Origin of the sequence: Sanguibacter suarezii NBRC 16159 (genome assembly GCF_001552735.1) — a bacterium.
Taxonomy (GTDB): domain Bacteria; phylum Actinomycetota; class Actinomycetes; order Actinomycetales; family Cellulomonadaceae; genus Sanguibacter; species Sanguibacter suarezii.
The window spans coordinates 210,429-232,014 of record NZ_BCRT01000004.1 but is presented as its reverse complement, the minus strand read 5'-3'; the positions used below and the strand labels follow the sequence as shown (position 1 = coordinate 232,014).

Annotated in this window: 20 protein-coding genes; 11 read left to right on the top strand and 9 right to left on the bottom strand. The window is 71.9% G+C overall.

What is annotated here, in order from left to right:
* Positions 1-87: 87 nt before the first annotated feature.
* Positions 88-1,110 (top strand): phosphotransferase family protein, encoded by a 1,023-nt coding sequence (locus SS2_RS02305; protein ID WP_066460759.1) that lies wholly within the window; start codon positions 88-90, stop codon positions 1,108-1,110.
* A 25-nt stretch (positions 1,111-1,135) separates the two neighbouring features.
* Positions 1,136-1,696: a gluconokinase gene (locus SS2_RS02300; protein WP_066460810.1), complete on the top strand. Its 561-nt coding sequence runs from the start codon at positions 1,136-1,138 to the stop codon at positions 1,694-1,696.
* On the opposite strand, the gene SS2_RS02295 is transcribed toward SS2_RS02300, so the two are convergent.
* On the bottom strand, positions 1,653-2,633 hold the full coding sequence (locus SS2_RS02295; RefSeq protein ID WP_066460758.1) for a diguanylate cyclase domain-containing protein: 981 nt from the start codon (positions 2,631-2,633) through the stop codon (positions 1,653-1,655). The genes SS2_RS02300 and SS2_RS02295 overlap by 44 nt on opposite strands.
* Positions 2,634-2,699: 66 nt before the next feature.
* Entirely contained in the window at positions 2,700-3,794 is a 1,095-nt protein-coding gene (locus SS2_RS02290; protein WP_066460757.1) for a VIT1/CCC1 transporter family protein, read from the bottom strand.
* A gap of 171 nt (positions 3,795-3,965) precedes the next feature.
* Between SS2_RS02290 and SS2_RS17730 the strand changes: the two genes are divergently transcribed.
* The 4 genes from SS2_RS17730 to SS2_RS02270 all read left to right on the top strand — a co-directional run bounded on the left by SS2_RS17730 (position 3,966) and on the right by SS2_RS02270 (position 7,028).
* Positions 3,966-4,913: a M15 family metallopeptidase gene (locus SS2_RS17730; RefSeq protein WP_066460756.1), complete on the top strand. Its 948-nt coding sequence runs from the start codon at positions 3,966-3,968 to the stop codon at positions 4,911-4,913.
* 88 nt (positions 4,914-5,001) lie between these two features.
* Positions 5,002-5,604 carry a class I SAM-dependent methyltransferase gene (locus SS2_RS02280; protein ID WP_066460755.1) on the top strand — a complete coding sequence of 201 codons (603 nt, stop codon included), beginning with the start codon at positions 5,002-5,004 and terminating at the stop codon, positions 5,602-5,604.
* Between the two features lie 39 nt (positions 5,605-5,643).
* Positions 5,644-6,000: a nucleotide pyrophosphohydrolase gene (locus SS2_RS02275; protein ID WP_066460754.1), complete on the top strand. Its 357-nt coding sequence runs from the start codon at positions 5,644-5,646 to the stop codon at positions 5,998-6,000.
* 2 nt (positions 6,001-6,002) lie between these two features.
* The gene (locus SS2_RS02270; RefSeq protein WP_066460753.1) at positions 6,003-7,028 is read left to right on the top strand and encodes a DUF2804 domain-containing protein; all 1,026 of its coding nucleotides are present in this window, start codon (positions 6,003-6,005) and stop codon (positions 7,026-7,028) included.
* Positions 7,029-7,065: 37 nt separating this feature from the next.
* Here SS2_RS02270 and SS2_RS02265 read toward each other — a convergent pair whose 3' ends face one another.
* Entirely contained in the window at positions 7,066-8,046 is a 981-nt protein-coding gene (locus tag SS2_RS02265) for a glutathione S-transferase family protein (protein WP_066460752.1), read from the bottom strand.
* Positions 8,047-8,209: 163 nt separating this feature from the next.
* Here SS2_RS02265 and SS2_RS02260 point away from each other — a divergent pair, with 163 nt between their 5' ends.
* Entirely contained in the window at positions 8,210-8,698 is a 489-nt protein-coding gene (locus SS2_RS02260) for a DUF4234 domain-containing protein (protein WP_066460751.1), read from the top strand.
* A 26-nt stretch (positions 8,699-8,724) separates the two neighbouring features.
* Here SS2_RS02260 and SS2_RS02255 read toward each other — a convergent pair whose 3' ends face one another.
* From SS2_RS02255 to SS2_RS02240, 4 genes are all read right to left on the bottom strand, one after another.
* A complete protein-coding gene (locus tag SS2_RS02255) occupies positions 8,725-11,808 on the bottom strand; it encodes an AAA family ATPase (RefSeq protein WP_066460750.1) in 3,084 nt (1,027 codons plus the stop codon).
* Positions 11,808-12,998 (bottom strand): exonuclease SbcCD subunit D, encoded by a 1,191-nt coding sequence (locus tag SS2_RS02250; protein ID WP_066460749.1) that lies wholly within the window; start codon positions 12,996-12,998, stop codon positions 11,808-11,810. The genes SS2_RS02255 and SS2_RS02250 overlap by 1 nt, the downstream gene beginning before the upstream one ends.
* A 30-nt stretch (positions 12,999-13,028) precedes the next feature.
* A complete protein-coding gene (locus tag SS2_RS02245; protein WP_066460748.1) occupies positions 13,029-13,400 on the bottom strand; it encodes an STAS domain-containing protein in 372 nt (123 codons plus the stop codon).
* A 200-nt stretch (positions 13,401-13,600) separates the two neighbouring features.
* Positions 13,601-16,402 carry a M66 family metalloprotease gene (locus SS2_RS02240; RefSeq protein WP_169796245.1) on the bottom strand — a complete coding sequence of 934 codons (2,802 nt, stop codon included), beginning with the start codon at positions 16,400-16,402 and terminating at the stop codon, positions 13,601-13,603.
* A gap of 533 nt (positions 16,403-16,935) precedes the next feature.
* Here SS2_RS02240 and SS2_RS02225 point away from each other — a divergent pair.
* Positions 16,936-17,400: a hypothetical protein gene (locus SS2_RS02225; RefSeq protein WP_066460744.1), complete on the top strand. Its 465-nt coding sequence runs from the start codon at positions 16,936-16,938 to the stop codon at positions 17,398-17,400.
* An 18-nt stretch (positions 17,401-17,418) separates the two neighbouring features.
* Here the strand turns inward: SS2_RS02225 and SS2_RS02220 are convergent, their stop codons facing one another.
* The gene (locus SS2_RS02220; RefSeq protein WP_066460743.1) at positions 17,419-19,089 is read right to left on the bottom strand and encodes an ABC-F family ATP-binding cassette domain-containing protein; all 1,671 of its coding nucleotides are present in this window, start codon (positions 19,087-19,089) and stop codon (positions 17,419-17,421) included.
* 216 nt (positions 19,090-19,305) lie between these two features.
* Between SS2_RS02220 and SS2_RS02215 the strand changes: the two genes are divergently transcribed.
* Together SS2_RS02215 and SS2_RS02210 are read left to right on the top strand one after the other, a co-directional pair.
* Positions 19,306-19,803: a hypothetical protein gene (locus SS2_RS02215; RefSeq protein ID WP_066460742.1), complete on the top strand. Its 498-nt coding sequence runs from the start codon at positions 19,306-19,308 to the stop codon at positions 19,801-19,803.
* Between the two features lie 174 nt (positions 19,804-19,977).
* On the top strand, positions 19,978-20,763 hold the full coding sequence (locus tag SS2_RS02210) for an SDR family oxidoreductase (protein WP_066460741.1): 786 nt from the start codon (positions 19,978-19,980) through the stop codon (positions 20,761-20,763).
* A gap of 60 nt (positions 20,764-20,823) precedes the next feature.
* Here the strand turns inward: SS2_RS02210 and SS2_RS02205 are convergent, their stop codons facing one another.
* Positions 20,824-21,309 (bottom strand): aminoacyl-tRNA deacylase, encoded by a 486-nt coding sequence (locus SS2_RS02205; RefSeq protein WP_066460740.1) that lies wholly within the window; start codon positions 21,307-21,309, stop codon positions 20,824-20,826.
* A gap of 104 nt (positions 21,310-21,413) precedes the next feature.
* Here SS2_RS02205 and SS2_RS17295 point away from each other — a divergent pair, with 104 nt between their 5' ends.
* Entirely contained in the window at positions 21,414-21,578 is a 165-nt protein-coding gene (locus SS2_RS17295) for a hypothetical protein (protein WP_157607155.1), read from the top strand.
* Positions 21,579-21,586 lie beyond the last annotated feature (8 nt).

Genomic DNA, 21,586 nt, shown 5'->3' with positions numbered 1-21,586 from the left:
GGGGTGGCCCACGCCGCTCCGGGCTGCGCTCGGAACTGACCGAGAAAAGTCCCTTGACCCGCGCAGATCCAGTGCCAAGATAAACGCGTGACCACGACGCACCCGGATGCCACCGACCTCGCCGACATGACCGCACGGCTCGCCCGGGTCGTGGCCCCGCTGACTGCCTACGGACCCCTCGAGCGCATCGAGCGGCTGGAGGGCGGCATGTTCGCCACGACGTACCGGCTCCACTTCGCCGGCGGCGGCCGTGCCGTGGCAAAGATGGCACCGACCGCGACGAACCGGCTCATGCGCTACGAGCACGGCATCCTGGGCACCGAGGAGCTCGTCTACCGCCTCGCCGCCAGCCGGCCCCAGCTCCTCATGCCAGCCGTCCTGCTCTCCGACGTCACACGCGAGCACGTCGACACCGAGGTCCTCGTCGTCAGCCACCTGGACGGCGTCCCGTGGCAGAGCCTGCCGGAGCTGAGCGCCGCGCAGCAGGCCATCGTCCGCGCCGGCCTGGGCACCGTCATGGCGGCTCTGCACACGGTGACCGGACCGCGCTACGGCTACCCGGCCGCCCCCGCGCTGCAGGGTGACACGTGGCTCGAGGCCTTCACCGCGATGACCGGCGCCCTGCTCGACGACGCCGCCACGTGGGGCACCGACCTGCCCTCCGCCCGGATCGCCGAGGCCCTCGCCCGCCACGAGGGATCCCTCGCCGAGGTGACCACCCCCCGTCTGGTGCACACCGACCTGTGGGAGGGCAACGTCTTCCTCGACCCCAGCACCCTGGCGATCACCGGGATCATCGACACCGAGCGCGCCTTCTGGGGAGACCCCCTCTTCGAGTTCGCCGGGGCGGATCAGATGGGCGCCGGTCCCGTGCCCGCGGCGCTCGCCGACGCCTACCGCGCCGGCGGGGGCACCCTGGACCTCACCGAACCTCCCCGCGCCGGCGCGCTCAGCCCGGCCGATGCCCGGCTGCTGCTCTACCGGGTCTACATGTACACCGTGCTCATCGTCGAGCCCGGGCCGCGTGCCTACGAGGGCGAGTGGCTGGCCGGTCACGTCGGACGAGCCTCCGCCCTGCTCGACGACGCACTGGACCTGCTGCTCGCCTGACGTGACGCCGCGTACGCTGGGCGCCATGTCGACGACTCCTCGCCCTCGTTCCGCGCCCGCTCACCTCGTGGTCATGGGGGTGTCCGGCTGCGGCAAGTCGACCGTCGGCATGCTGCTGGCGGACCGCACCGGGGCGCTGTTCATCGACGCCGACGACCTGCACCCCGACACCAACGTCGCCAAGATGCGTGCCGGCGCCCCGCTCGATGACACCGACCGTGCGCCCTGGCTCGCCGAGGTCCTGGACACCATGTCCGCGATCGCCGAGGCCGGCGGAACCACCGTGATGGCCTGCTCCGCGCTGCGCCGCTCCTACCGCGACGTGCTCGCCGCGGCCACCGGCGGGGTGCGGTTCGTCCACCTGGACGTCGACGCAGCGGTCCTCGCCGACCGCGTCGCGGCGCGCGCCGACCACTTCATGCCGGCCTCCCTGGTCGCCTCCCAGCTCGCCACCCTCGAGCCCCTGGGCGAGGACGAGGACGGCGTCGTGGTTCCCGTCGCCGGCGACCCGGGGGCCGTGGTCGACGCCGCGCTGGCCGCGCTCAGCGCGTCGCGACCAGGCTCAGCCGGGCGAGCGCGCGGCTGACCAGCGCGTCACCGTCGGTGCCGTGGGGGGCGAGCGCGAAGCCCACCCGCAGGCCGACTGACCCGTCCGGGACCACGCCGTCGTGCACGAGGCGGCGCACGGCGGCCTGCGCCGCTGTCTGCAGCGCGGAGGCCACCTGCTCCGCACGGGCGAGGGCGGCGGGCAGCTCGTCCGCGCCGGCCAGCGGCGCGAAGAGGGCCAGCTGCGTGCCGCTCAGACGTCCCAGGGCGGAGCGCTCGACGTACTCCCCGCGCAGGTGCTCGGCGACCCGGGCGATGACGGCGTCGCCGACGCGTGAGCCGTAGGCCGCGTTCGTCGCGGCGATCCCGTCGACCGCGACGACCACCACGACCACGTGACGGGCGTGGTCCGGCTGAGCGGAGACCTGGGCCGCGAGCGCAGCCAACCACGCCTGCCGGTCACGCGTCCCCGTGAGGGCGTCGTGGTCCGCGTGGGCGCCGAGCTCACCGGAGAGGTGCTCCACCAACGAGGCCACGGTGACGCAGCCCCAGACCTGGGAGCGGACCAGGAGGTCGTCGTAGCGCTGACGCCGGGGACGAGCCATCGCCAGGCGCAGCGCGTCCGGGATCGTCCACCACGGGTCGACGAAGGACGGGGCCCAGTCGGTCAGGTCGCTCACCGGCTTGCGGAAGAGGAGCGCCCTGCCGTAGCCGAGCTCACCGGACATCGCCGCCAGGCACCGCTCGCGGGTGATGAGACCGACCCGGGAGTGGTCGGCGCCGTCGCGCACCCCCACGCTCTCGACCTGCTCCGGCCGGAAGAGCTCCTCCAGGGCGCGGCAGCTCATGGTGGCCTCGACCACCTCGATGGGCCGGGAGACGTCGGTGACGACGGGCACCCGGGACGTGCGGTCCGGTGCGGGACGAGACGCGGCGGGGGTGTGCGCGGCGCGGGTGGTGGTCTGCGAGGGAGGCATGGACGTATCCTCACCGCGCCCGCCGGCCCAGTTCATCGGGTGTTGGCTCAGTTCGCCAACTGTTCATCAGGAGACGTTGGCACCGAAGGTCAGGCCGAGCAGGTACGTGGCGCCTGCCGCACCGAAGCCGATCGCCAGCTGGCGCAGCGCCCGCTTGACCGGCGAGGCGCCCGAGAGCACCCCGACCGTGGCGCCGGTGATGCACAGCGCGATGCCGACCAGGACGGACCCGATGACGACCGCGGCAAGGCCTTCGAGGCCGAAGATGTACGGCAGCACCGGGATCAGCGCGCCGGAGGCGAAGAAGCAGAAGCTCGACGCCGCGGCCCCGATCGCGGTGCCGATCGCCTCGTGCTCGTCGTCGGCCCCCCGGGGAGCGATCACGGTCTGCGCGGTGTACGTGGCGAGCACGTCGTCGGCGTGGGTCTGCGCATCCTCGGCGCTCTCGCCGCGAGCGCGGTAGACGAGCGCCAGCTCGTTCGCGTCGACGTCGAGGTGGGCGATCGCTGCGGAGGCCGCCGGGCTGGGGTTGGCCGCCTCGAGGAGCTCCCGCTGGGACCGGATGGAGACGTACTCCCCCGCGCCCATGGACAGCGCGCCGGCGAGCAGCCCGGCCAGCCCGGTGAGCAGCACCGTGGCCTGGGAGGCACCGGAGGCGCCGATGCCGAGGATGAGGGCGAGGTTGGACACGAGGCCGTCGTTGGCGCCGAAGACGGCGGCGCGGAAGGTCCCCGAGATCCGCATCCGGCCCCGCGTGGCAAGGCCGCGGACCACCTCACCGTGGATCCGCTCGTCCGCGGCCATGCGCGGTGTGGCGTCGACGTCGACGTCGTAGGTGGAGCGGGCCTCAGCCTGCTGGGCGAGAGCGAGGACGAAGACGCCGCCGAAGCGGCGGGCGAGGAAGCCCAGCCCGCGGGTGCGCCAGTGACCGCGCAGCGGGCGGCCAGCAGAGGGGCCGAGCAGCTCGAGCCAGTGCGCCTCGTGCCGCTTCTCCGCCTCGGCGAGGGCGAGCAGGATCTCCTTCTCCTCCCCGGTGCGGCGCGCGGCCAGCTCGCGGTAGACGGCGGCCTCGGCGCGTTCGTCGGCGAGGTTGCGACGCCACCGGCGGATCTGACGCGGGGTGGGGCGGGGCAGCTCGGCGGCTGAGGTCGATGTGGTCACGGGTCCAGTGTGGCAAGAGCCGCCCGCCGCGCAGTTCGGGTGCCCGTACGCGCCGCGCGCGGGTGCCCCACACCTGACGTGCGGGGACCCTCGCCTACTGTGGTGACGGGCACCTACCGGCGCCCACCGGCACCCCCCGTGCGGCCTGCCTACGACCTGCGAGGAGATGACATGACCAGGACCTGGAGGCTGCGTCTGCTCGCCACGCTCGGCTCGCTCGCCCTGGTCGGGACGCTCGCCTGCACGACGGCGCCCGCGCGGGTCCCCGAGATCGCCGCCCAGCAGGCCGAGACCCGGGCTCACGACGCCCGCCTGCGGGCCGAGCAGGCTGCGCTGCAGGCGGAGACCGCCGATCGGGTCGCGGCCCGGGAAGCCGCTCAGACCGCTGTGGCCGCGCAGCTGAGCGACCAGCTCGCCGCGGACCGAGCAGCGGCAGAGCAGGCGGCAGCAGAGCAAGCGGCAGCTGAGCAGGCCGCCGCAGAGCAAGCCGCAGCTGAGCAAGCCGCCGCCGAACAGGCGGCTGCCGAGCAGGCCGCCGCAGAGCAGGCCGCCAAGCAGGCCGCCGCGGCTCAGGCCACCGCGCGCCCCGCTCGGCCCGCACCAGCTCCCGTCACCGCGGCTCCCGCACCGAGCGTCCCGGCCTGCGTCAACGACTCCACCTACGCCGGTCCGCCGTTCTACACCTCCGCACCGGACGCCGAGGGCGACGGGTCCAACGGCCGGCTGCCTGCCTCCGCGATGACCCGGCTGACCTGGGGACACGACACTGCTGGCACGCCGCAGTACCTCGCCACCCGGGCTGCGGGCGCCCTCGACCGGCTCAACGCCTCCTACCGCGCAGCCTTCGGCACGGACCTCGACCTCGACCTTACCTACCGGTCCTTCGACGAGCAGGTGCGCATGCGGGAGGCGCTCGGGTCCGTCGCCGCCGTGCCGGGCACCTCCTCCCACGGCACCGGACGGGCCTTCGACCTGCAGGAATGGTCGTGCTACGGCTTCGGTTCGGCGCGCTACCAGTGGTTGGTGGAGAACGGGCCGGCCTTCGGGTGGGTCGCCCCGGGCTGGGCACGGCAGAACGGCAGCAACCCCGAGTACTGGCACTTCGAGTACACCGGATGAGGCCGTCGGCCTCAGTCGAAGGTCCCGGCACCGTCCAGGCGGCCGACCTACAGTGAGATGAACACCCCCCGACGAAAGGTCTCTCACCATGCGTACGCCGACCCTCTGGGAGCAGACCCTGCAGCGCAACCCCAACCACTCCCTCTGGTACGTCGAGCGGATGCGCGCCCTGGCCGCCGAGGGCAACGACCTCGCCGGTGAGGCGCGCCTGATCGACGCCATGGTCCCGCGCGGCGCCCGCGTGCTCGACGCCGGCTGCGGTCCGGGCCGGGTGGGCGCGGCGCTGGCCGCGCTCGGGCACACCGTCGTCGGCATCGATGTGGACCCGGTCCTCATCAACGCCGCGATCGAGGACCACCCCGGAATCCAGTGGCTCGTGGGTGACCTCGCCGAGATGGACCTCGCGGCGGAGCGGATCACCGAGGGCTTCGACGCGATCGTGTGCGCCGGGAACGTCATGACCTTCCTCGCCCCGGGCACCCACGTGACCGTGCTGGAGACCATGCGCCGCCACCTCGCCCCGGCCGGGCGGATCGCCGTGGGCTTCGGTGCCGGCCGCGGCTACGCCTTCGAGACCTTCCTGTCCGACGTCGCCGAGGCCGGCCTGAGCGTGGACTCCCTGTTCTCCACGTGGGACCTGCGCCCCTTCCGTGACGACTCCGACTTCCTCGTGGCGATCCTGGGCTCCTGACCCGTGCACTGCCCGTCCCCGGTTCTGTAGGGTCGCAGGATGACCGACCTCGCCTCCTTCACCACCGCCGTCCGCGCCTTCTCCGCCGAGCGCGACTGGGGCCAGTTCCAGGATCCCAAGTCCCTCGTGCTGGCCCTCATGGGTGAGGTGGGCGAAGTCGCCGAGCTGCTGCAGTGGGTCCCGGCGGACCAGGCCGTGGAGACCTTCGCCGCTCCCGACCGCCGTGACCGCATCGGCGACGAGCTTGCCGACGTGCTCATCTACCTCGTGCGTCTCGCGGACGTCCTCGGGGTGGACCTGGGGGCCGCCGGAGAGGCCAAGCTGGCCCGCAACCACGCCCGGTTCCCCGTCGAGGGCGCCGCGAGCGTCGTCGGCGTCGCCCCGCACAAGGCCTGACCGTGACGACGCCGGGCGCGAGCGAGCTGGAGATCACCTCACCGGTCGTGCTGTGCCGCCCGGACGGGCGGCTCGACCCGCTCGCCGCCGGCTGGTCCCGCACGCCGCTGCACCGCACGAACCTGCCCCGCGGCCTCGGCCGCGCGGGCGCGTGGGGACGCAACAAGCGCTGGGAGTACTGGGGGATCATCAGCCCCACGCACGTCGTGGGGCTGACGGTCTCGAGCCTGGACTACGCCGGGGTGCACCAGCTGTGGGTGCTGGACCGCGCCACCGGCGAGGTGGTGGACGCCTCCGTGCTCGCCCCCTTCGCCGCCGACACCGTGCTCCCGCACAGCCTGAGCACCGGCACCGCCTCTGCCCGACGTCGCGGCTTCACCGCGGAGATCACCCCCGGCCCGGAGTCGGTCCGGTTGCAGGCCGCGACCGACCGGGTCCGCCTCGACCTCACCGTGGCGATGCCCGCGGACCAGGAGTCGATGTGCGTGGTGGTCCCGTGGAGCGCGCGGCGCTTCCAGTACACGGTCAAGGCCCCCGCGCTGCGGGTCGGCGGCCGGCTGCGGGTGGACGGCGTGGAGGTCGTGGTGCCGGCGGACGCCAGCTGGGCGGTCCTCGACCACGGCCGCGGACGCTGGCCGTACTCGATGACGTGGAACTGGGGCGCCGGGTCTGGTGTGGTCGACGGGCGGACGGTCGGGCTGACCATCGGCGGTCAGTGGACGGTGGGGACCGGGTCGACCGAGAACGCCCTCGTCGTGGACGGCCGCGTGCACAAGCTGCACGACGAGCTGACCTGGACCTATGACCGCGAGAGCTGGTTGGCGCCGTGGCGGGTCACCGGCCCCCGCGCAGACCTGACCTTCACCCCGTTCCACGAGCGGGTCGCGGTGACCAACCTCGTGGTGCTCGCCGGCCAGACGCACCAGTGCTTCGGCCACTGGTCCGGGCACGTGGTGGACGACGCGGGCCGGGAGGTGCGGGTGGACGGGCTGGTCGGCTGGGCCGAGGAGGCCCGCAACCGCTGGTGAGGGCAGGTCAGCGCGGCTCAGTGGGAGTCAGCGCGGCTCAGCGCGGCTCGGGCGCGGTCCCGTCGCCGAAGGGTCGTCCGCCCAGCGCCTCACGTCCGTGCGGGGTGGTCCAGACCGTCTCGTCCGGGCCTGCGGGGATGATCCCGGAGGGGTTGAGGTCGCGGTGCACCCCGTAGTAGTGGGTCTTGATCTGGTCGAAGTCGATCGTCTCGCCGAAGCCGGGGGTCTGGAACAGGTCCCGTGCGTACGCCCACAGCACCGGCATCTCCGTGAGCTTGGACCGGTTGCACTTGAAGTGCCCGTGGTAGACCGCGTCGAAGCGGGCCAGGGTGGTGAACAGGCGAACGTCGGCCTCGGTGATCGAGTCGCCCATGAGGTAGCGCTGGGAGGCGAGGCGCTCCTCGAGCCAGTCGAGCGCCGTCCACAGCCGGTCGTAGGCGGCGTCGTAGGCCTCCTGGGTGCCGGCGAAGCCGCAGCGGTACACCCCGTTGTTGACCTCGGTGTAGATCCGTCGCATGACCTGGTCCATCTCGGCGCGCAGGTGCACGGGGTAGAGGTCCGGGGCTCCCTCACGGTGGAAGGCGGTCCACTCGGTCGAGAAGTCCAGGGTGATCTGGGCGAAGTCGTTGGTGACGACCTTCCCGGTGGGGACGTCCACGATCACCGGGACCGTGATCCCGCGGGGGTAGTCGGGGTCATAGGCGAAGTAGGCCTGCTGGATCCGCTCGATCCCCAGGACCGGGTCCACCCCGCCGGGGTCGAGGTCGAAGGTCCAGCTGTTCTTGTCGTGCAGCGGACCGGGCATCCCCAAGGAGATGGCGTCCTCCAGGCCGAGCAGCCGGCGGACGATGATCGACCGGTTGGCCCACGGGCAGGCCTTCGCCGCGATGAGGCGGTACCGGCCGGCCTCGACCGGGAACCCCTCACGCCCGTCGGCGGTGATGCGGGTCTGGATGTAGTTCGTGTCCCGGGTGAAGGACGTTCCGGGGACGGAGTACACACCTTGTTCGTTGCTCATTCAACTAGTCTCCTACACACCGGCCTTCCGCTCGACCTCACCCCGAGCCAGCACGAGCTTCACCGGCCACGTCAGCCCGGAGCGTCCGCGAGGACCGGGTGAATCTGCACGATGAGCCCGAAACCCTCGTCCGGCGCATCTCGAAGACCTCTACTGTGAGGCCGTGACCAGTCAAGACGCATACACGCCGCCGCCCTCCGGCCCCGGCGCAGCCCCCTCCTCCACCGGCTACGCAGCCCCCACGGACGGCTATGCCGCCTACCCCGTGGCGACCGTCCCGCAGCCCGGCTCCTACCGCAACGGCCCGTCAGGCCTGCCCCGGTCGCCGATCGGGGTCTTCCTGCTCTCGATCATCACCTTCGGGATCTACGGCCTGGTCTGGTACTACAAGATCAACGTCGAGCTGAAGAACTTCAACTCCTCGATCCAGGTCAACCCGGCCAACATGATCCTGCTGTGCCTGTTCGTGCCGTACTTCTTGCTCTTCTCGGTCTACTGCACCGGGCAGCGCATCCAGCAGGCGCAGGCCGCCGCCGGTCTGCCGTCGTCCACGTCCCCTGCGATCGGCGTGCTCCTCGCGATCGTCGTCGGCGGGCACTCCTTCTACTACCAGGACGCACTGAACACGCTCTGGCAGCACCGCCAGGCCTGAGATCCCCGCGCCGGCTGAGACCCCCCTCAGCCGGCGCGGACCGTCAGGGTGCTCGACCCGTCCGGCAGCCGGCGCACCGAGATGCCGTCGGAGATCGTCTGCTTGAGCGCCTCCACGTGCGACACCACTCCGACAACCCGCCCGCCGGCCCGCAGCCGGCCGAGGATGGCCAGGACCGAGTCGAGCGTCTCCGGGTCGAGCGACCCGAAGCCCTCGTCGACGAAGAGGGTCCCCAGGTCCACCCCACCCGCCTCCGCCGTGACCACGTCGGCCATGCCCAGCGCCAGGCACAGGGAGACGTAGAAGGTCTCACCGCCGGACAACGAGCTCGGCAGCCGCGGGAGACCGGTCTGGTGGTCCAGCACCCGCAGCGCGAGACCCACCTTCGTGTTCCCCTTGACCTCCTTGAGGTCGGAACGGACGAGCTCGTACCGGCCGTCGGACATCGTCTCGATCCGTGAGTTCGCCGCAGCCACGACGTCCTCGAAGCGGCGCATGAGCACAAAGGTGGCCAGGGTGAGACGTGTCGTGTTGTCCGGGGACGTGCCACCGGCCAGGTCCGCCATCCGCACGACCGGCTCGGTGGTCACCTCGACCGACTCGAGGTGGGCGCTCGCGCGAGCGATGGCCGCAGCCTCCCGCTCCGCGTCCTGGACCGTGCGGCCAGCCAGCGCCGCCGCCACCTGGGCCTCGTGCACGGCGGCCTCGGCCGTCGACTCGTCCGTGCGCACCGCCTCGAGGTCGATGTCGATGTCATCGGCCAGCGCGATGATGCGGTCCTCGGCCAGTCCGCTGCGCACCCGTTCACAGGCGGCCCGGTGCGTCATGATCTCCTGCTCCAGGGAGGAGGTCCGCTCCGGGGGCACCATCGCCTCGCGAGCAGCGCCGACGTCGTCGAAGTGGTTGCCGACCAGGCTCTGCTCGAGCTCCACGTGGCGCTCACGGTGCCCGGACCATGCGGTGGCGGCGTGGTCCTGGGAGGTCAGCAGCGCGTCGACGGCCGAGACCCGGGCGGTGAGGTCGGCGACGACCTCGGCGACGGTCCGCGTGCCTGCCGCGGCGGAGATCTCCGCCTCGTCGGCGAGCAGGACCGTCGCGTCGTGGTCGAGGCGCGCCTGGTCGGTCACGGCCTGCTCCACCCGCGCGGCGTGGTCGGCGCGCAGCCGGACCGTCGCCTCGTCGAAGGCCGCCAGGTCCTGCGCGGCGGCGGTGGCCTGCTGCTGCGCGGCCTCTGCTGCGGCGACCGCATCCTCGGCGGCGGTGAGCTCGGCAGTCGCCGCAGCCAGGTCGGTGCCGGCGACCAACTCGCGCAGGGCGGTGAGGCGTTCTGCGAGACGGACGACGAGCTGGCCCGCTGCCACCAGGTCACCCTCGCGGTCACGACGCTCGGCCTCCGCGCGGTCCACTGCCTCCTGGTCCACGTGGTCCGCGCCCCGCGAGGCCGGCTCGGGGTGCTCGGCCGAGCCGCAGACCGGGCACGGCGCGCCCGGGTGGAGGCTGGCCGCGATCTCTCCGGCGATGCCGGCGATCCGGGCACGGCGCAGGTCTCCCTCGACCTCGACCGCCCGCTGAGCGACCGCACCGGCCGCGGTGCGCGCCTCGAGCGCGGCGTCGTGCTCGGCGGTGAGGGTGTCGAGGCGGGCGAAGGTCTCCACGACCTCACCAGCTGCGGCGCGCCGGGAGGTCCGTGCGGGCAAGTCCGCTGCGAGGGCTCGGGCCGCGTCGCGTGCGCTCTCGAGCTCGAGACGCGCGGCCGGACGCGCGGCGAGGTCCGTCTCCAGGTCCGTGATCGCGGCGCGCTGGCCGGCCAACGCCGCCACGGCCTCCGTCTGGGCGCTGCGACGCGCCGCGAGGCCTGCCTCGATCGGCAGCAGCCGGTTGAGCAGCGCGATCTGCCCGGCGTCGTCATCCCGGCCGCGGCGCAGGGTTGCCCTGGCCTCCTCCCGCGACGCGAGCTCGTCGTCGGAGCGGGACACGCGTCCGGCGTCGGCGAGGGCAGCGAGGGCGGCGGGGACGTCCAGGACCTGCTGCGCGCGCTCGAGGTCGGCGCGCAGACGCTCGGTGGCGTCCTCGGCCGCGCGGCGCGCGACCTCTTCAGCGGTGATGGACGGCTCGACCATGGCCGCGCGGCGCGCGGCCACGAGCAGTGTCTCCAGCTCCTGGACCTGCTGCGTGCGGCTGTCGAGCGCAGCCTGCTCGGTGAGCAGCGCTTCGCGGCGGGCGGCGGCCTCGGTGAGCTGCTTCGCCTCGTCCAGGGCGACCCGAGCCGCTGTGAGGCGGACCCGCGCGGCGGTGTCGGCCCGGTCGCGGGCATCAGCCACGGACACCAGCCCGGCGACGTGCTCGTCGGCGAGCTTGGGGACGTCGTGCGTCCCGGCGCCGCGCAGGATCTCGGCATCGGGCCCGGGCAGCGAGGTGGTGGTGATGAAGTTCTCGACTGCGGAGGTGACCTGGGACCTCGCCGCGGACAGCTGCTGGTGCGCGGCGGCGCGCATCGAGGCGAGCTGAGCCTGAGCCTTCTCGTAGATCTCGGTGCCGAACACCTTCTGCAGCAGACCTCGGCGGTCCTCGGGGTTGGCCCGCAGGAAGTTCGCGAACTCCCCTTGCGGCAGCACGATCGTCTGGACGAACTGGCTGCGGTCGAGCCCGATGATCCGCGTCAGCTCTGCCCCCGCCTCGTCGAGGCGGTTGGACACGAGCCTCCCGCTGTCACCCGGCGCACCCAGCCCGGCGGCGAGCTCGTCGACGGTCAGCGCCCAGAGCGTGATGCCCGCCTGCTGCTTGGTGGTGCCCTCCCCGCGCTTCTTGGGACGTAGCCGCTCCGGGGTCCGCACGACGCGGTAGATGCCCGCACCGGTCTCGAAGGTGAGGTCGACGAAGGACTCGGTCGCGTCCGCGGCGTAGGCCGACCGCAGCCGGTCGTCGCTCGCTGCGGCCGAGGCGACCTTGCCGTACAGGGCGAAGACGACCGCGTCGATGAGCGTCGACTTCCCGGCTCCGGTGGGCCCTTCGAGGAGGAAGAGCCCCGCTTCGCTCAGCGCGGCGAAGTCCACTGTGTGGGTGCCTGCGAAGGGGCCGATGGCCTGCAGCGTCATGGAATGGAGGTGCATCAGGCGCTCCGCTCGCTCGCGTTGGCGGCCTCGAAGGCTGACCGCAGGACATCAGCCTCGGCGGCGCTGGGCGCCACGCCCGTCACGTGCGCCACGAAGTCGCCGGCGACGGCCACCGGGTCGCTCGCCGCCGTGACCGCGAGCGTGAGGGACTCCCGCGCGCGCTCGACGGGTGGACGGTGCTGCATGACCAGCGCGTGCGGGAACCTCTCCTTGAGGCGGGCGTTCATCTCCCGGGGGCGCATCGGGTCGGTGACCACGAGACGGACCCAGTCCTCACGGTGGGGCGCCCCCGTCGCCCCGAGCAGCTCCTCGAGCGTGCCGGTGACCTCGGCGAGGCGGCGCGGGACGGGGGCGGTCACGAGCTCAGGCTCGCCCACCACGCCGTCGGCCCCGAGATCCACCAGGACGGTGGACTTCGCGTGCCGCATCTCGGAGAAGGAGTAGGCGAGCGGCGAGCCGGAGTACCGCGCGACCGTCGGGCCGGTGCAGGCCACCCGCTGGGGACCGTGCAGGTGTCCCAGCGCCACGTAGTCTGCGCCCGCGAAGGCGCCCGCAGGGACCGAGTCGACCCCTCCGACCCGGATGTCCCGCTCGGACTCCGAGACCTCCCCGCCCACGACGAAGGCGTGCGCCATGACCACCGAGCGCAGCCGCTGGCCAGGCAGGGTCTTCTGGCGACGGTCCAGGTCAGCCCGGACGCGGCGCATGGCCGCAGACATGACCGCCTCGTGCGAGCGACCCAGGGACTCCTCGCCGTCCTCGCGCAGCACGGTGCGCGCCGCATCCGGATCGAGGTAGGGCAGCGCGTAGACCATGACCGGCGCGCCGCCGGCCGGGTCGGCCAGCTCGACGGGGACGCCGACGTCGGCGACCTGGGTGCGCAGGTAGACCCCGCCGCGCAGGAGCTCGGCGGCGAAGCCCAGCCGGATCGCGGAGTCGTGGTTCCCCGGCGTGACGACCACCTGAGCGTGCTCCGCGAGGCGGGCGAGGGTCTGGGACAGCAGCACGACCGCGTCGACCGGCGGGATGGCACGGTCGTAGACGTCGCCGGAGATCACGACGGCACCGACCTGCTCGCTGCGGACGACGTCGACGAGGTGGTCGAAGTACGCCGCCTGGTGCTCGAGCAGGTCTACCCCGTGCAGGGTCCTACCGAGATGCCAGTCCGAGGTGTGCACGATTCGCATGCCCAGACGGTATCCCGGGCCACCGACACCTCAGACCGACGGGCACCCTGCATCGACGGTCTCTCGCACCCGGGAGCGCGTGATCGTGAACTCACCGGCCATCCCGAGGACCTCAAGGAGGTCGACGATGTTCTCGGACGGGTCACGTAGCTCCAGGTCCAGGCCGCTCTCCGCGCACAGACGGTGCAGCTGCACGAGGAAGGCCAGGCCCGACGAGTCGATGAACGTGACGCCCCCGACATCCGCGACCACCGGGTTGTTCGCTGAGACGACGAACAGCATCGCCTCGCTGGCTCGGTCGCGCAGTGCGGCGTCGATCTCGCCACGCAGGATGACGTGGGTGGTTCCCTCGATGTCCTGGGGGGTGATCGAGGATCCGACGGTCGACTCGCTGGTGGTCATTCTCTGCCTGCCTTGTCCTGCGGAACTGTGCTGTCCTGACGAAATGCTCGATCGCGCGCCACCGACTGAGCCGATGGAATCACAAGACGGTAACGCCCTCGACCGACGCGCGCCAGCCTTCCGGCCTGATCGTCACAGTTCCCATGCATCTGCACCCTCGCACGCAGCGAGCGACGCGAGCGGTACCGGCGCGGCGCCCGCTACTCGGCCGTCAGGTCCAGAGAGTGCAGCAGGGCGAGGGTTCCTGCGCTCAAGGTCACCAGCGCCGGGTTCGAGCTGGAGGTCAGGCCCTTCCAGATCTGGTTGGAGCCGGTGGTCCGCCCGTACATCCCGGGCGTGGCCGGGGTCAGGTGCCGGTACAGGTCGAGGTAGCTCGACGTCGCGCTCTTGAGGTGACCGTCGCTCTCGTGGGTCCACACCTGCGAGCCGGTGGCCGCCGAGCACTCGGTGAGGGTCGCCGGGGTCGCGGCCGTGAGACAGAGACCGGGCGCTGCGACGGGATGGATGGCGCCGCGAGCGTCCATGACCCAGCGCTGTGCTGCGACGTCGGCACACAGCGCGCCGGTCGCCGTGGCGACCACCGCGGTGGTTCCACCGACGTCGTCGACGCTCAGGCAGCGACCGTTGTCGACCGTCAGCGCTGCACCAGCAGGCAGGACGACGGACTCGCTCTCGGTCATCCCGGCCGCCGAGAGCAGGTCGACCAGCGCCCCCGTGGTCACCGGGTCGCCGGCGTCGAGCGCCGCCCTGTTCGTGGACACGAAGCTCTCCACGGACTGCGCCGCCGCGCGCTGCGCCTGGATACGCTCCACGACGGCCAGGGACGAAGGGCTCAGACCGGTGAGGTCGTCCTCCCAGCTCGCAAGCTGGACCGCTGCGGTCGCCGGCAGGACCGGGACGGCCGCGCCGACCAGCTTCTGCAGTGCGGCGTCGAGCTCGGGCAGCTCGACCGCGCGGAGTGCGCTGTAGCCCTGCTCCTTCCCGATGACGACCACCGGCTCGAGCGGGGCGAGGTCCGTGGCGATCGTGATCGGGTCACCGAGCTGGGTGGTCACGCCGTTGGTGCGGCAGCTGATGCTGGCGCCGGTGGGCTTGTCTGCCGCGTCGAGGTTGACGTTGAACTGCTTGACGCCTGCGGTGGCCAGGAGCGCCGTGTTCTCCTGGTGCCCGTCGAGGAAGGACACCGAGATCCAGCACTGGCGGGTGGCGCTGACCGCCTCCGTGTCGACCGAGTCGGCCGCCGGGGTGAACACGTTCCCGAAGTTGCTCCGGAAGGCCGGGTACATGAGCGTCTGGTCGACGACGGACGGGTTGTATCCGCCGAGCAGCGTCACGACCGGGACGCCGACCTCGCTGGGCCTCGGCGAGGCGAAGGCCGGGTTGGCGATCCGGGCGTCGACGTAGGAGCCGCTCGCGGCGTCCCAGTCGCGGTACCCGCTCGGGTAGGCGAGGTCCGGGACCACCGTCTTCATCGAGCGCTGGATGATGTCGGCGCTGTATCCCGTGTAGTGCGTGTACCGCGAGAGGGAGCTGGTGACCCAGCCGCCTGACATCGCGTCACGGTTGTAGTTGTAGATGCCCTGGTAGTTCTGGAGGAACGGTCCCGCGCCGACGTCGAAGCCTCCGGGCAGGAACGTGCTGTCGCCCGCGAGGTTGGAGCGCATGCGGTCGCGGTAGGCGATGTAGCCCCATCCGCTCTCGCTGTGGTGCGAGGCGTTGATGACCCGGTCGTCGCCGGTCGCCGCGTTGTTCGTCCCCGGGTAGTGACCCAGGCCGTAGGAGTGCCCCAGCTCGTGGCTGAGCTCGTTGCCGACGGAGTCCCACAGCGTCGCCATGCCGTTCCCGCCGCTCAGCCCGTGCCGCACCACGCCGTTCTGGTAGCTGCCCGCTGAGTGGTGGATGATCCGCTGGTTGAAGGTCCCAGGCTGGACCTGGGACATGGTCGAGCTCGACGTACCGAAGTTCGCCAGGTTGATACCCGTGCTCACCTGGGCCTTGCCCACGTTCTCACGCATGTCCCCGCTGTAGACGTCGCCCGTGCTCGCGCTGGCACCGGTGTAGATCACCCCGCTCGCGACGATGACCTTGTCCAGGCTGACCGTCTCGTAGTCCGCGACGACCATCGTGGCCACCGGGACGGTCTGGAAGTAGTCGGACCCGGCCCGTGCCGGATCGTTGAGGAAGTAGTGGCCGGCCGAGGTCGGTGCGCCCGTGAGCATCCCCAGCTCGATCGAGCTGATGATCAGCTCGGTCGGAGCGGCAAACTCGATCTCGTCGGCTGCCAGCACGCCGGTCTCACCCGTGTCGGTGGTGAAGGTCAGGGACAGGCCCGTCGTCATCACGTCCCACGGGAGCTGGGTCGTCCAGGCCCGCCGCGTGTAGACGACGTCATCACGGTTGTCCGTGATGACCATGTCGGACCGGGGGATCTGGGTGGGGTCGTCGAGGGGGATCGTGCTGACCACCGTCCCGTCGAGACTGACCTCGACGGACACGGACCTGGCCGTCTTCTCAGGGGAGAACAGCAAGAGCGCAGCACGCTGCGTGACCAAGGTCGGCATGGAGCGTGCGCGGTTGCCGCTCGGGTCGATCGTGTGGCTCTGCGCAAACTGCACCTGCCCGCTCAGCGTGCCGGACAGGTCGTCGCGCAGCGGGCGAGCCGCGCCGGACGACGTCGTGTCGAAGAAGCCCAGCGACGGGAGACGCGACAGATCGTCGTCCGCAGCGGGCGGCGAGGGGTCCGGCCTAGAGGTCGGCGCGTCCGAGGGAGTCGGTGTCGGCACAGGGGTGGGTGTGGGTGCGGGAGCGTGGGTGGGGATGGGCGTGGGGGTGGTCTCGCCGGACGGCGCGGTCGGTGGCTGGTCGGGGCTCGGACGACCGCTCGGGCTCGGCGGAGTGACGGCGGCTGGCGTGTCAGGTGCCGGCACACCAGGGACGGAGGCGCCCGGTGCGCCGGGGACCCGCGTCGGTGGTGACTCCGGCGCGGTACCGCTCGGATTCACGGCAGCTTCCTCCTCCGCCACCGTGTAGGTGGAGGCGCCGCCCGGCGAGTTCTCCGTGTCGTCCCCCCTCGGCGATTCTGCATCGTGGCCAGCCGCCGATCCGCTCGCCGCAGTGTCGCCGGGGGCTGTCGTGGGGGCGCTGGAGGCGGCGTCGCTGGGCGCCGCCTCAACGAGCGAGACGATTGAGGTGTCCGCCAGCCTGTTGGGCGATTCCGCCGCCCCCCAGAGGACGCTGACAACCCCCATGGTGACAACGAGCGCTCCGGCGACCGAGGTCGGGATCCACACGTGGGGACGGCGGGTGAAACGGCTCATCAGTGAGACCTCAGAGGGATAGCGCCCAACCCGTCATACCTGCAGGTAGGGCAGTGTTTCGCACCGTGCTCGGTGCACTGGGAGAGTATGGATGGCAGTGGTCGCGCGCGATCACCCGACGCGCCACAGCTCGAGACAGACATGGTGAATTCACGACGCGCGGGTGAATCTTTGGTGGAATCCAGCAAGTTCCCAGGATCTCGTTGCAGAATCGTTACATGACGTCAAAGACGACTCGACTAGCGACTGCGAGCCTCCTCGCCCTCGCGCTCCCCCTCGCGACCGGTTCGATCGCCTTCGCCGACACGATCGAGCGCCAGGCCACCCTCGTCCAGGTGCGCACCCAGACGGACGTCGTCTCCCGGGACATCACCCTCGCGGTCACCCACACCTCGATCCTGCCCGAGGCCCTGCGCACCCAGACCCGCAGCGCGATCGCCTCGGCGCAGGCGGCCACGTCCACCGCGCGCCGGGCCCTGCACGCGGTCGACACCGCCGACTCCTTCACGCTGTGGTCCGTCGAGGAGAACCTCAACGACGCCCGCACCGCCCTCGACGCCGCCTCGGCAGAGCTGCGCTACGTCACCGAGCAGGTCACCGGGGTCGACGCGGGGGTCTCGGCCGCGCTCGTGGCGCTCCAGCACGACCTCGACATCCTCCGCGGCACCACCGCCGGGGCCTGAGACCAGCCGGGCCGGGGCTCAGCGGCCGCGGAGCGTCAGCGTCGTGCCGGTCCACCGGCGCCGGAGCCACCGGTCGTGGGAGGCCACCACGATCGTCCCGAGCGCCACGCCGATCGCCTCGCCCAGCTCGTCGGCCAGGGTGAGGGAGATGTGGTTGGTCGGCTCGTCGAGCAGCAGCACCTCGGGGGCCTGAGCTACGAGCATGCCCAGCACCACACGACGGCGCTGTCCCACGCTCAGCTCTCGCAGCGGACGGTCGAGATCCTTGCCGCCCACCAGCCCGAATCCCGCGAGCTGGTCCCCGGCCCCGATGAGCTGGAAGAGCTCACGCGGCGAGCGCACGTCGTCCTGGAGGTAGACGTCCTGCTCGAGCATGCCGACCTGGACCCCCTCACCCCAGGTGACGGTCCCCCGGGCCGGGACGACGTCCTTGGCCATGACGTGCAGCAGAGTCGACTTCCCCGACCCGTTGGCCCCGGTGACCAGCAGCTTCGTCCCGGCAGTGAGGTCGAGGGAGGCCAGCTCCAGGCGCCCGGGCACGACGACGTCCCGCAGGGACAGCGCCACGCGCGCCCCGCCCGCGGCTGCCAGCCCGTAGGAGGAGGCCCGGAAGGCCAGCGGGCGCGGCGGCTTGCGGACCTGTGCGCTCTCCAGGGTGTCCAGGCGCTGCTGGGCGTTGCGCACCCGTCGGGAGACCTGCCCTTCCACGCGGTCGCCGCGGCGACCGTAGGCCATCTTGTTGTGGTCGGTGGCCTCGCGCCCGTGCGAGACGTTGCGGGCCGTCGTCGCGACCGAGGACCGGAGGTCGGCGATCTCGTCCTGCTCCGCCTCGTACCGGCGCTCCCACGCGGCGCGCTCGGCCTTCTTGGCCTTGCGGTAGTCGGAGTACGTCCCCGCGTACAGGGTCCCCGAGATGCCCGACGGCGTGGGGTCGAGGTCGAAGATCTCGGTGCACACCTCGTCCAGGAACACCCGGTCGTGGCTGGCCAGCACGACGACGCCGGGCATCGCCCGCACCGCCGCGGCCAGGAAGGTCGAGGCCTCGTCGTCGAGGTGGTTGGTCGGTTCGTCGAGCAGCAGCGCGCCGGGCTGGCGGACCAGCAGGGCCGCCAGGTGCAGGCGGGTGCGCTCACCGCCGGACATCTCGTCGACCGTGCGGTCCATGACGTGCTCGATGCCCAGGCCGGCCAGGGTCACCTCGACGCGGCGGTCGGCGTCCCAGACCTGGGCCACCTCCGCCCGGCGCAGCGCGTGCTCGTAGGCGGCCTCCGCGGCCGCGCGCTCCTCGGGGGAGCCGCCCGGCGCACCGAGCACGTCCGCGGCGGCCTGCACCGCCGCCTCGAGGGCGCGCACCTGGGCGAGGGCGTCGGCGATGACGTCGGCGACCGGCGTCGACGGCGGGAAGGGCATCTCCTGGTGCAAGAACCCGAGGTCCTCGGGGCGGGAGATGCGACCGGCGTCGGGCTCCTCGAGCCCGGCGAGCAGGCGCAGCAGCGTGGACTTGCCCACGCCGTTCTCCCCCACCACACCGGTCCGGTGGCCCGGGGCGACCGTGAGGTCGAGTCCGCTGAGGACCTTCTGGGCTCCGTAGAACTTGGTCACGCCCTCGGCGACCAGCGGGGTCAGCGCGTCGTCCGACGGCACGGGGGGCGCGGTCGTCACGGGGACGAGCGGATCGTCATGGGTCATGAGAGCTCCTTGCACAGGGTCCCCGGCAGGCCGCGGCGACGGGTGTCTCCGGCGGTGCGCACAGGGATGGACGAACAGTGTCGCAGGCGAGGTCAGATCCACATGGGCTCCAGTGTGGACCGGCCGCCTCGGCTGGCGCGAGATGTTTTCGGCATCTTCACCGGGCGCACGCTCAGTATGAGTGATCTTCCCGCGCCGTTCAGCAAGACTTGGACCATGAGCCGCCTCCTTCGCCGTGACCAGCCGATCTCCCGACGCGTGCGCCTGGCCGCTGGCGCGGTCGTGCTGCTCGGCGCGCTGGCCGCCGGGTGCTCCCAGATCCCGGAGGTCTCCATCTCCACGGAGCAGCTCAAGCAGCTCGCCTCCGACGCGAAGGCTCAGGTCGAGGTGATCGCCGCGGACGCCAAGACCATCGGTGCCCAGCTGGGCACGCTCCCGGCCACCGCGCGGGAGAAGGCTCAGCAGGCGGTCGACGCCGCGACCTCCGCCTCGCAGCAGGCGCAGTCGGCGCTGGAGAGCGCCCAGCAGAGCCAGGACGGCGCCCAGCAGAAGATCGACGACGCCAAGACGGCGCTCGACGACGCCTCCACCAAGCTCGCGGACCTCACCTCCTCCGCGGGCGACGCGGTGACCCCGGAGGTGCAGTCGGCGATCGACGCGTTGTCCGCGCAGATCGCCGAGCTCAAGGCGTCGGTCGACGACGCCGCGTCCTGAGCCTGCTGACGCCAACGCTGTGACCTGCGAACCTGCTCACCAGGCAGGTGGGAGTTAGCAGGCGAAGGGCCATCGCACCACCTGCTGACGCTGAGCCGAACGTCACGGACGACAGGTCGGACAGATCCGATTCACCCCCTCCTGGCAGTGGGACTTTCGACCTACTGTCGAGAGATGAATCGCACGTACATCATCACCGGATCAGCATCAGGGATCGGCGCAGCCACCGCCGAGCTCCTCACCTCTCGCGGAGAGCGCGTCATCGGCATCGACCTGCGCGGCGCGGACATCGAGGCTGACCTCAGCACCCCCGCCGGACGCACCGCGGCGGCCGCTCAGGCCGTCGAGCTCGCCGGCGGCTCGATCGACGCCGTCATCGCCTGCGCGGGCATCTCCGCCCCCATCCCCCTCACCGTGGCCGTCAACTACTTCGGCGTCACCGAGCTCCTGGACGCCCTGGCGCCCACGCTCGCCAAGAGCGCCGCACCGCGCGCCGTCGTCGTCTCCTCGATGGCCAGCCTGCAGGCCAACTCCCCCGAGCTCGTCGAGGCGCTGCTCTCCGGCGACGAGGAGCTCTCCCTGAAGATCGGTCAGCAGCTCGCCGACGAGGGACCTCGCAGCGGGTACCTCAACTACCCCTCGAGCAAGCGTGCGCTGAGCCGCTGGGTGCGCCGCGAGTCCATCACGCCCACCTGGGCCGGCGCCGGCATCCCGCTCAACGCCGTGGCCCCGGGAACCGTCATCTCGGCGATGACCACCCAGCTCCTGGCCACCCCCGAGGGTCGCGAGATGGTCGACTCCAACGTGCCCATGCCGCTCAACTACCACTCCGAGGCCGTCGTCCTGGCGCGGCTGCTGGTGTGGCTGGCGAGCGAGGAGAACACCCACGTCACCGGCCAGACGATCTACGCCGACGGCGGGGCTGACGCCACGCTGCGCGGGGACGACATCTGGTCCTGATCGGGCGCCGCGACGGCGGCACGTGCCTGCGGGCGCGCGCCGCCGTCGTCGTCTGTGCGGTCAGCCTGCCGCCGTGGTGGCCGCTGCGGCGTCGGTGACGTCGGCGACCTGCGCACCAGTGACCCGCACGAGCTCGGCACCGTCGACGGTGGCACCCACCCCGTGCGCACCGGCGCCGATCGAGACCGGTCCGGCGGTGACCCGCGAGTCGGCGATCACCGGCCACGGCCGCAGCGTCCCGAAGGGCGTGATGGTCCCGCGCTCGTACCCCGTGACCTGCTGGGCGACGGCGGCGTCGGGCATGGACAGGCGTTGGACGCCGAGCAGGGCGCGCAGCTTGGGCCAGGAGATCGTCCGGTCCCCGGGGACCAGCACGAGGAGGAAGTCGTCCTCGCCGCGGCGCACCACGAGGGTCTTGACCACACCGGACGGGTCGACGCCCAGCGCGGCAGCGGCCTCGGCGAGGGAAGACACCCTGCCGTGCCGGTGGATCTCGTAGGTGATGCCGGAGGCGTCCAGGGCAGCCACTGCGCGTTCTTCGCTCATCGAGCCAGCCTAGCCACGTCGGTGCCCAGCCGTGGGTGAGAGCAGGGTCTGCGCGCGGTGGCGCTGATACGGTTGGCCCAGACTTTGATCCTGGAGGAACACCTATGCGTCCCGTCTTTGCCATCGCGATGATCGCGCTCTTCGTGCTCGGCCTGTACGTCATGGCCATCGCCTTCGACCACCCCGGCGCCGAGGCCTACATCTTCTGCGGCGGCCTGGTCATCTCAGGCCTCGCCTTCCTCATCCCGTTGCAGCTGACGAAGGACTAGTCCTCCGT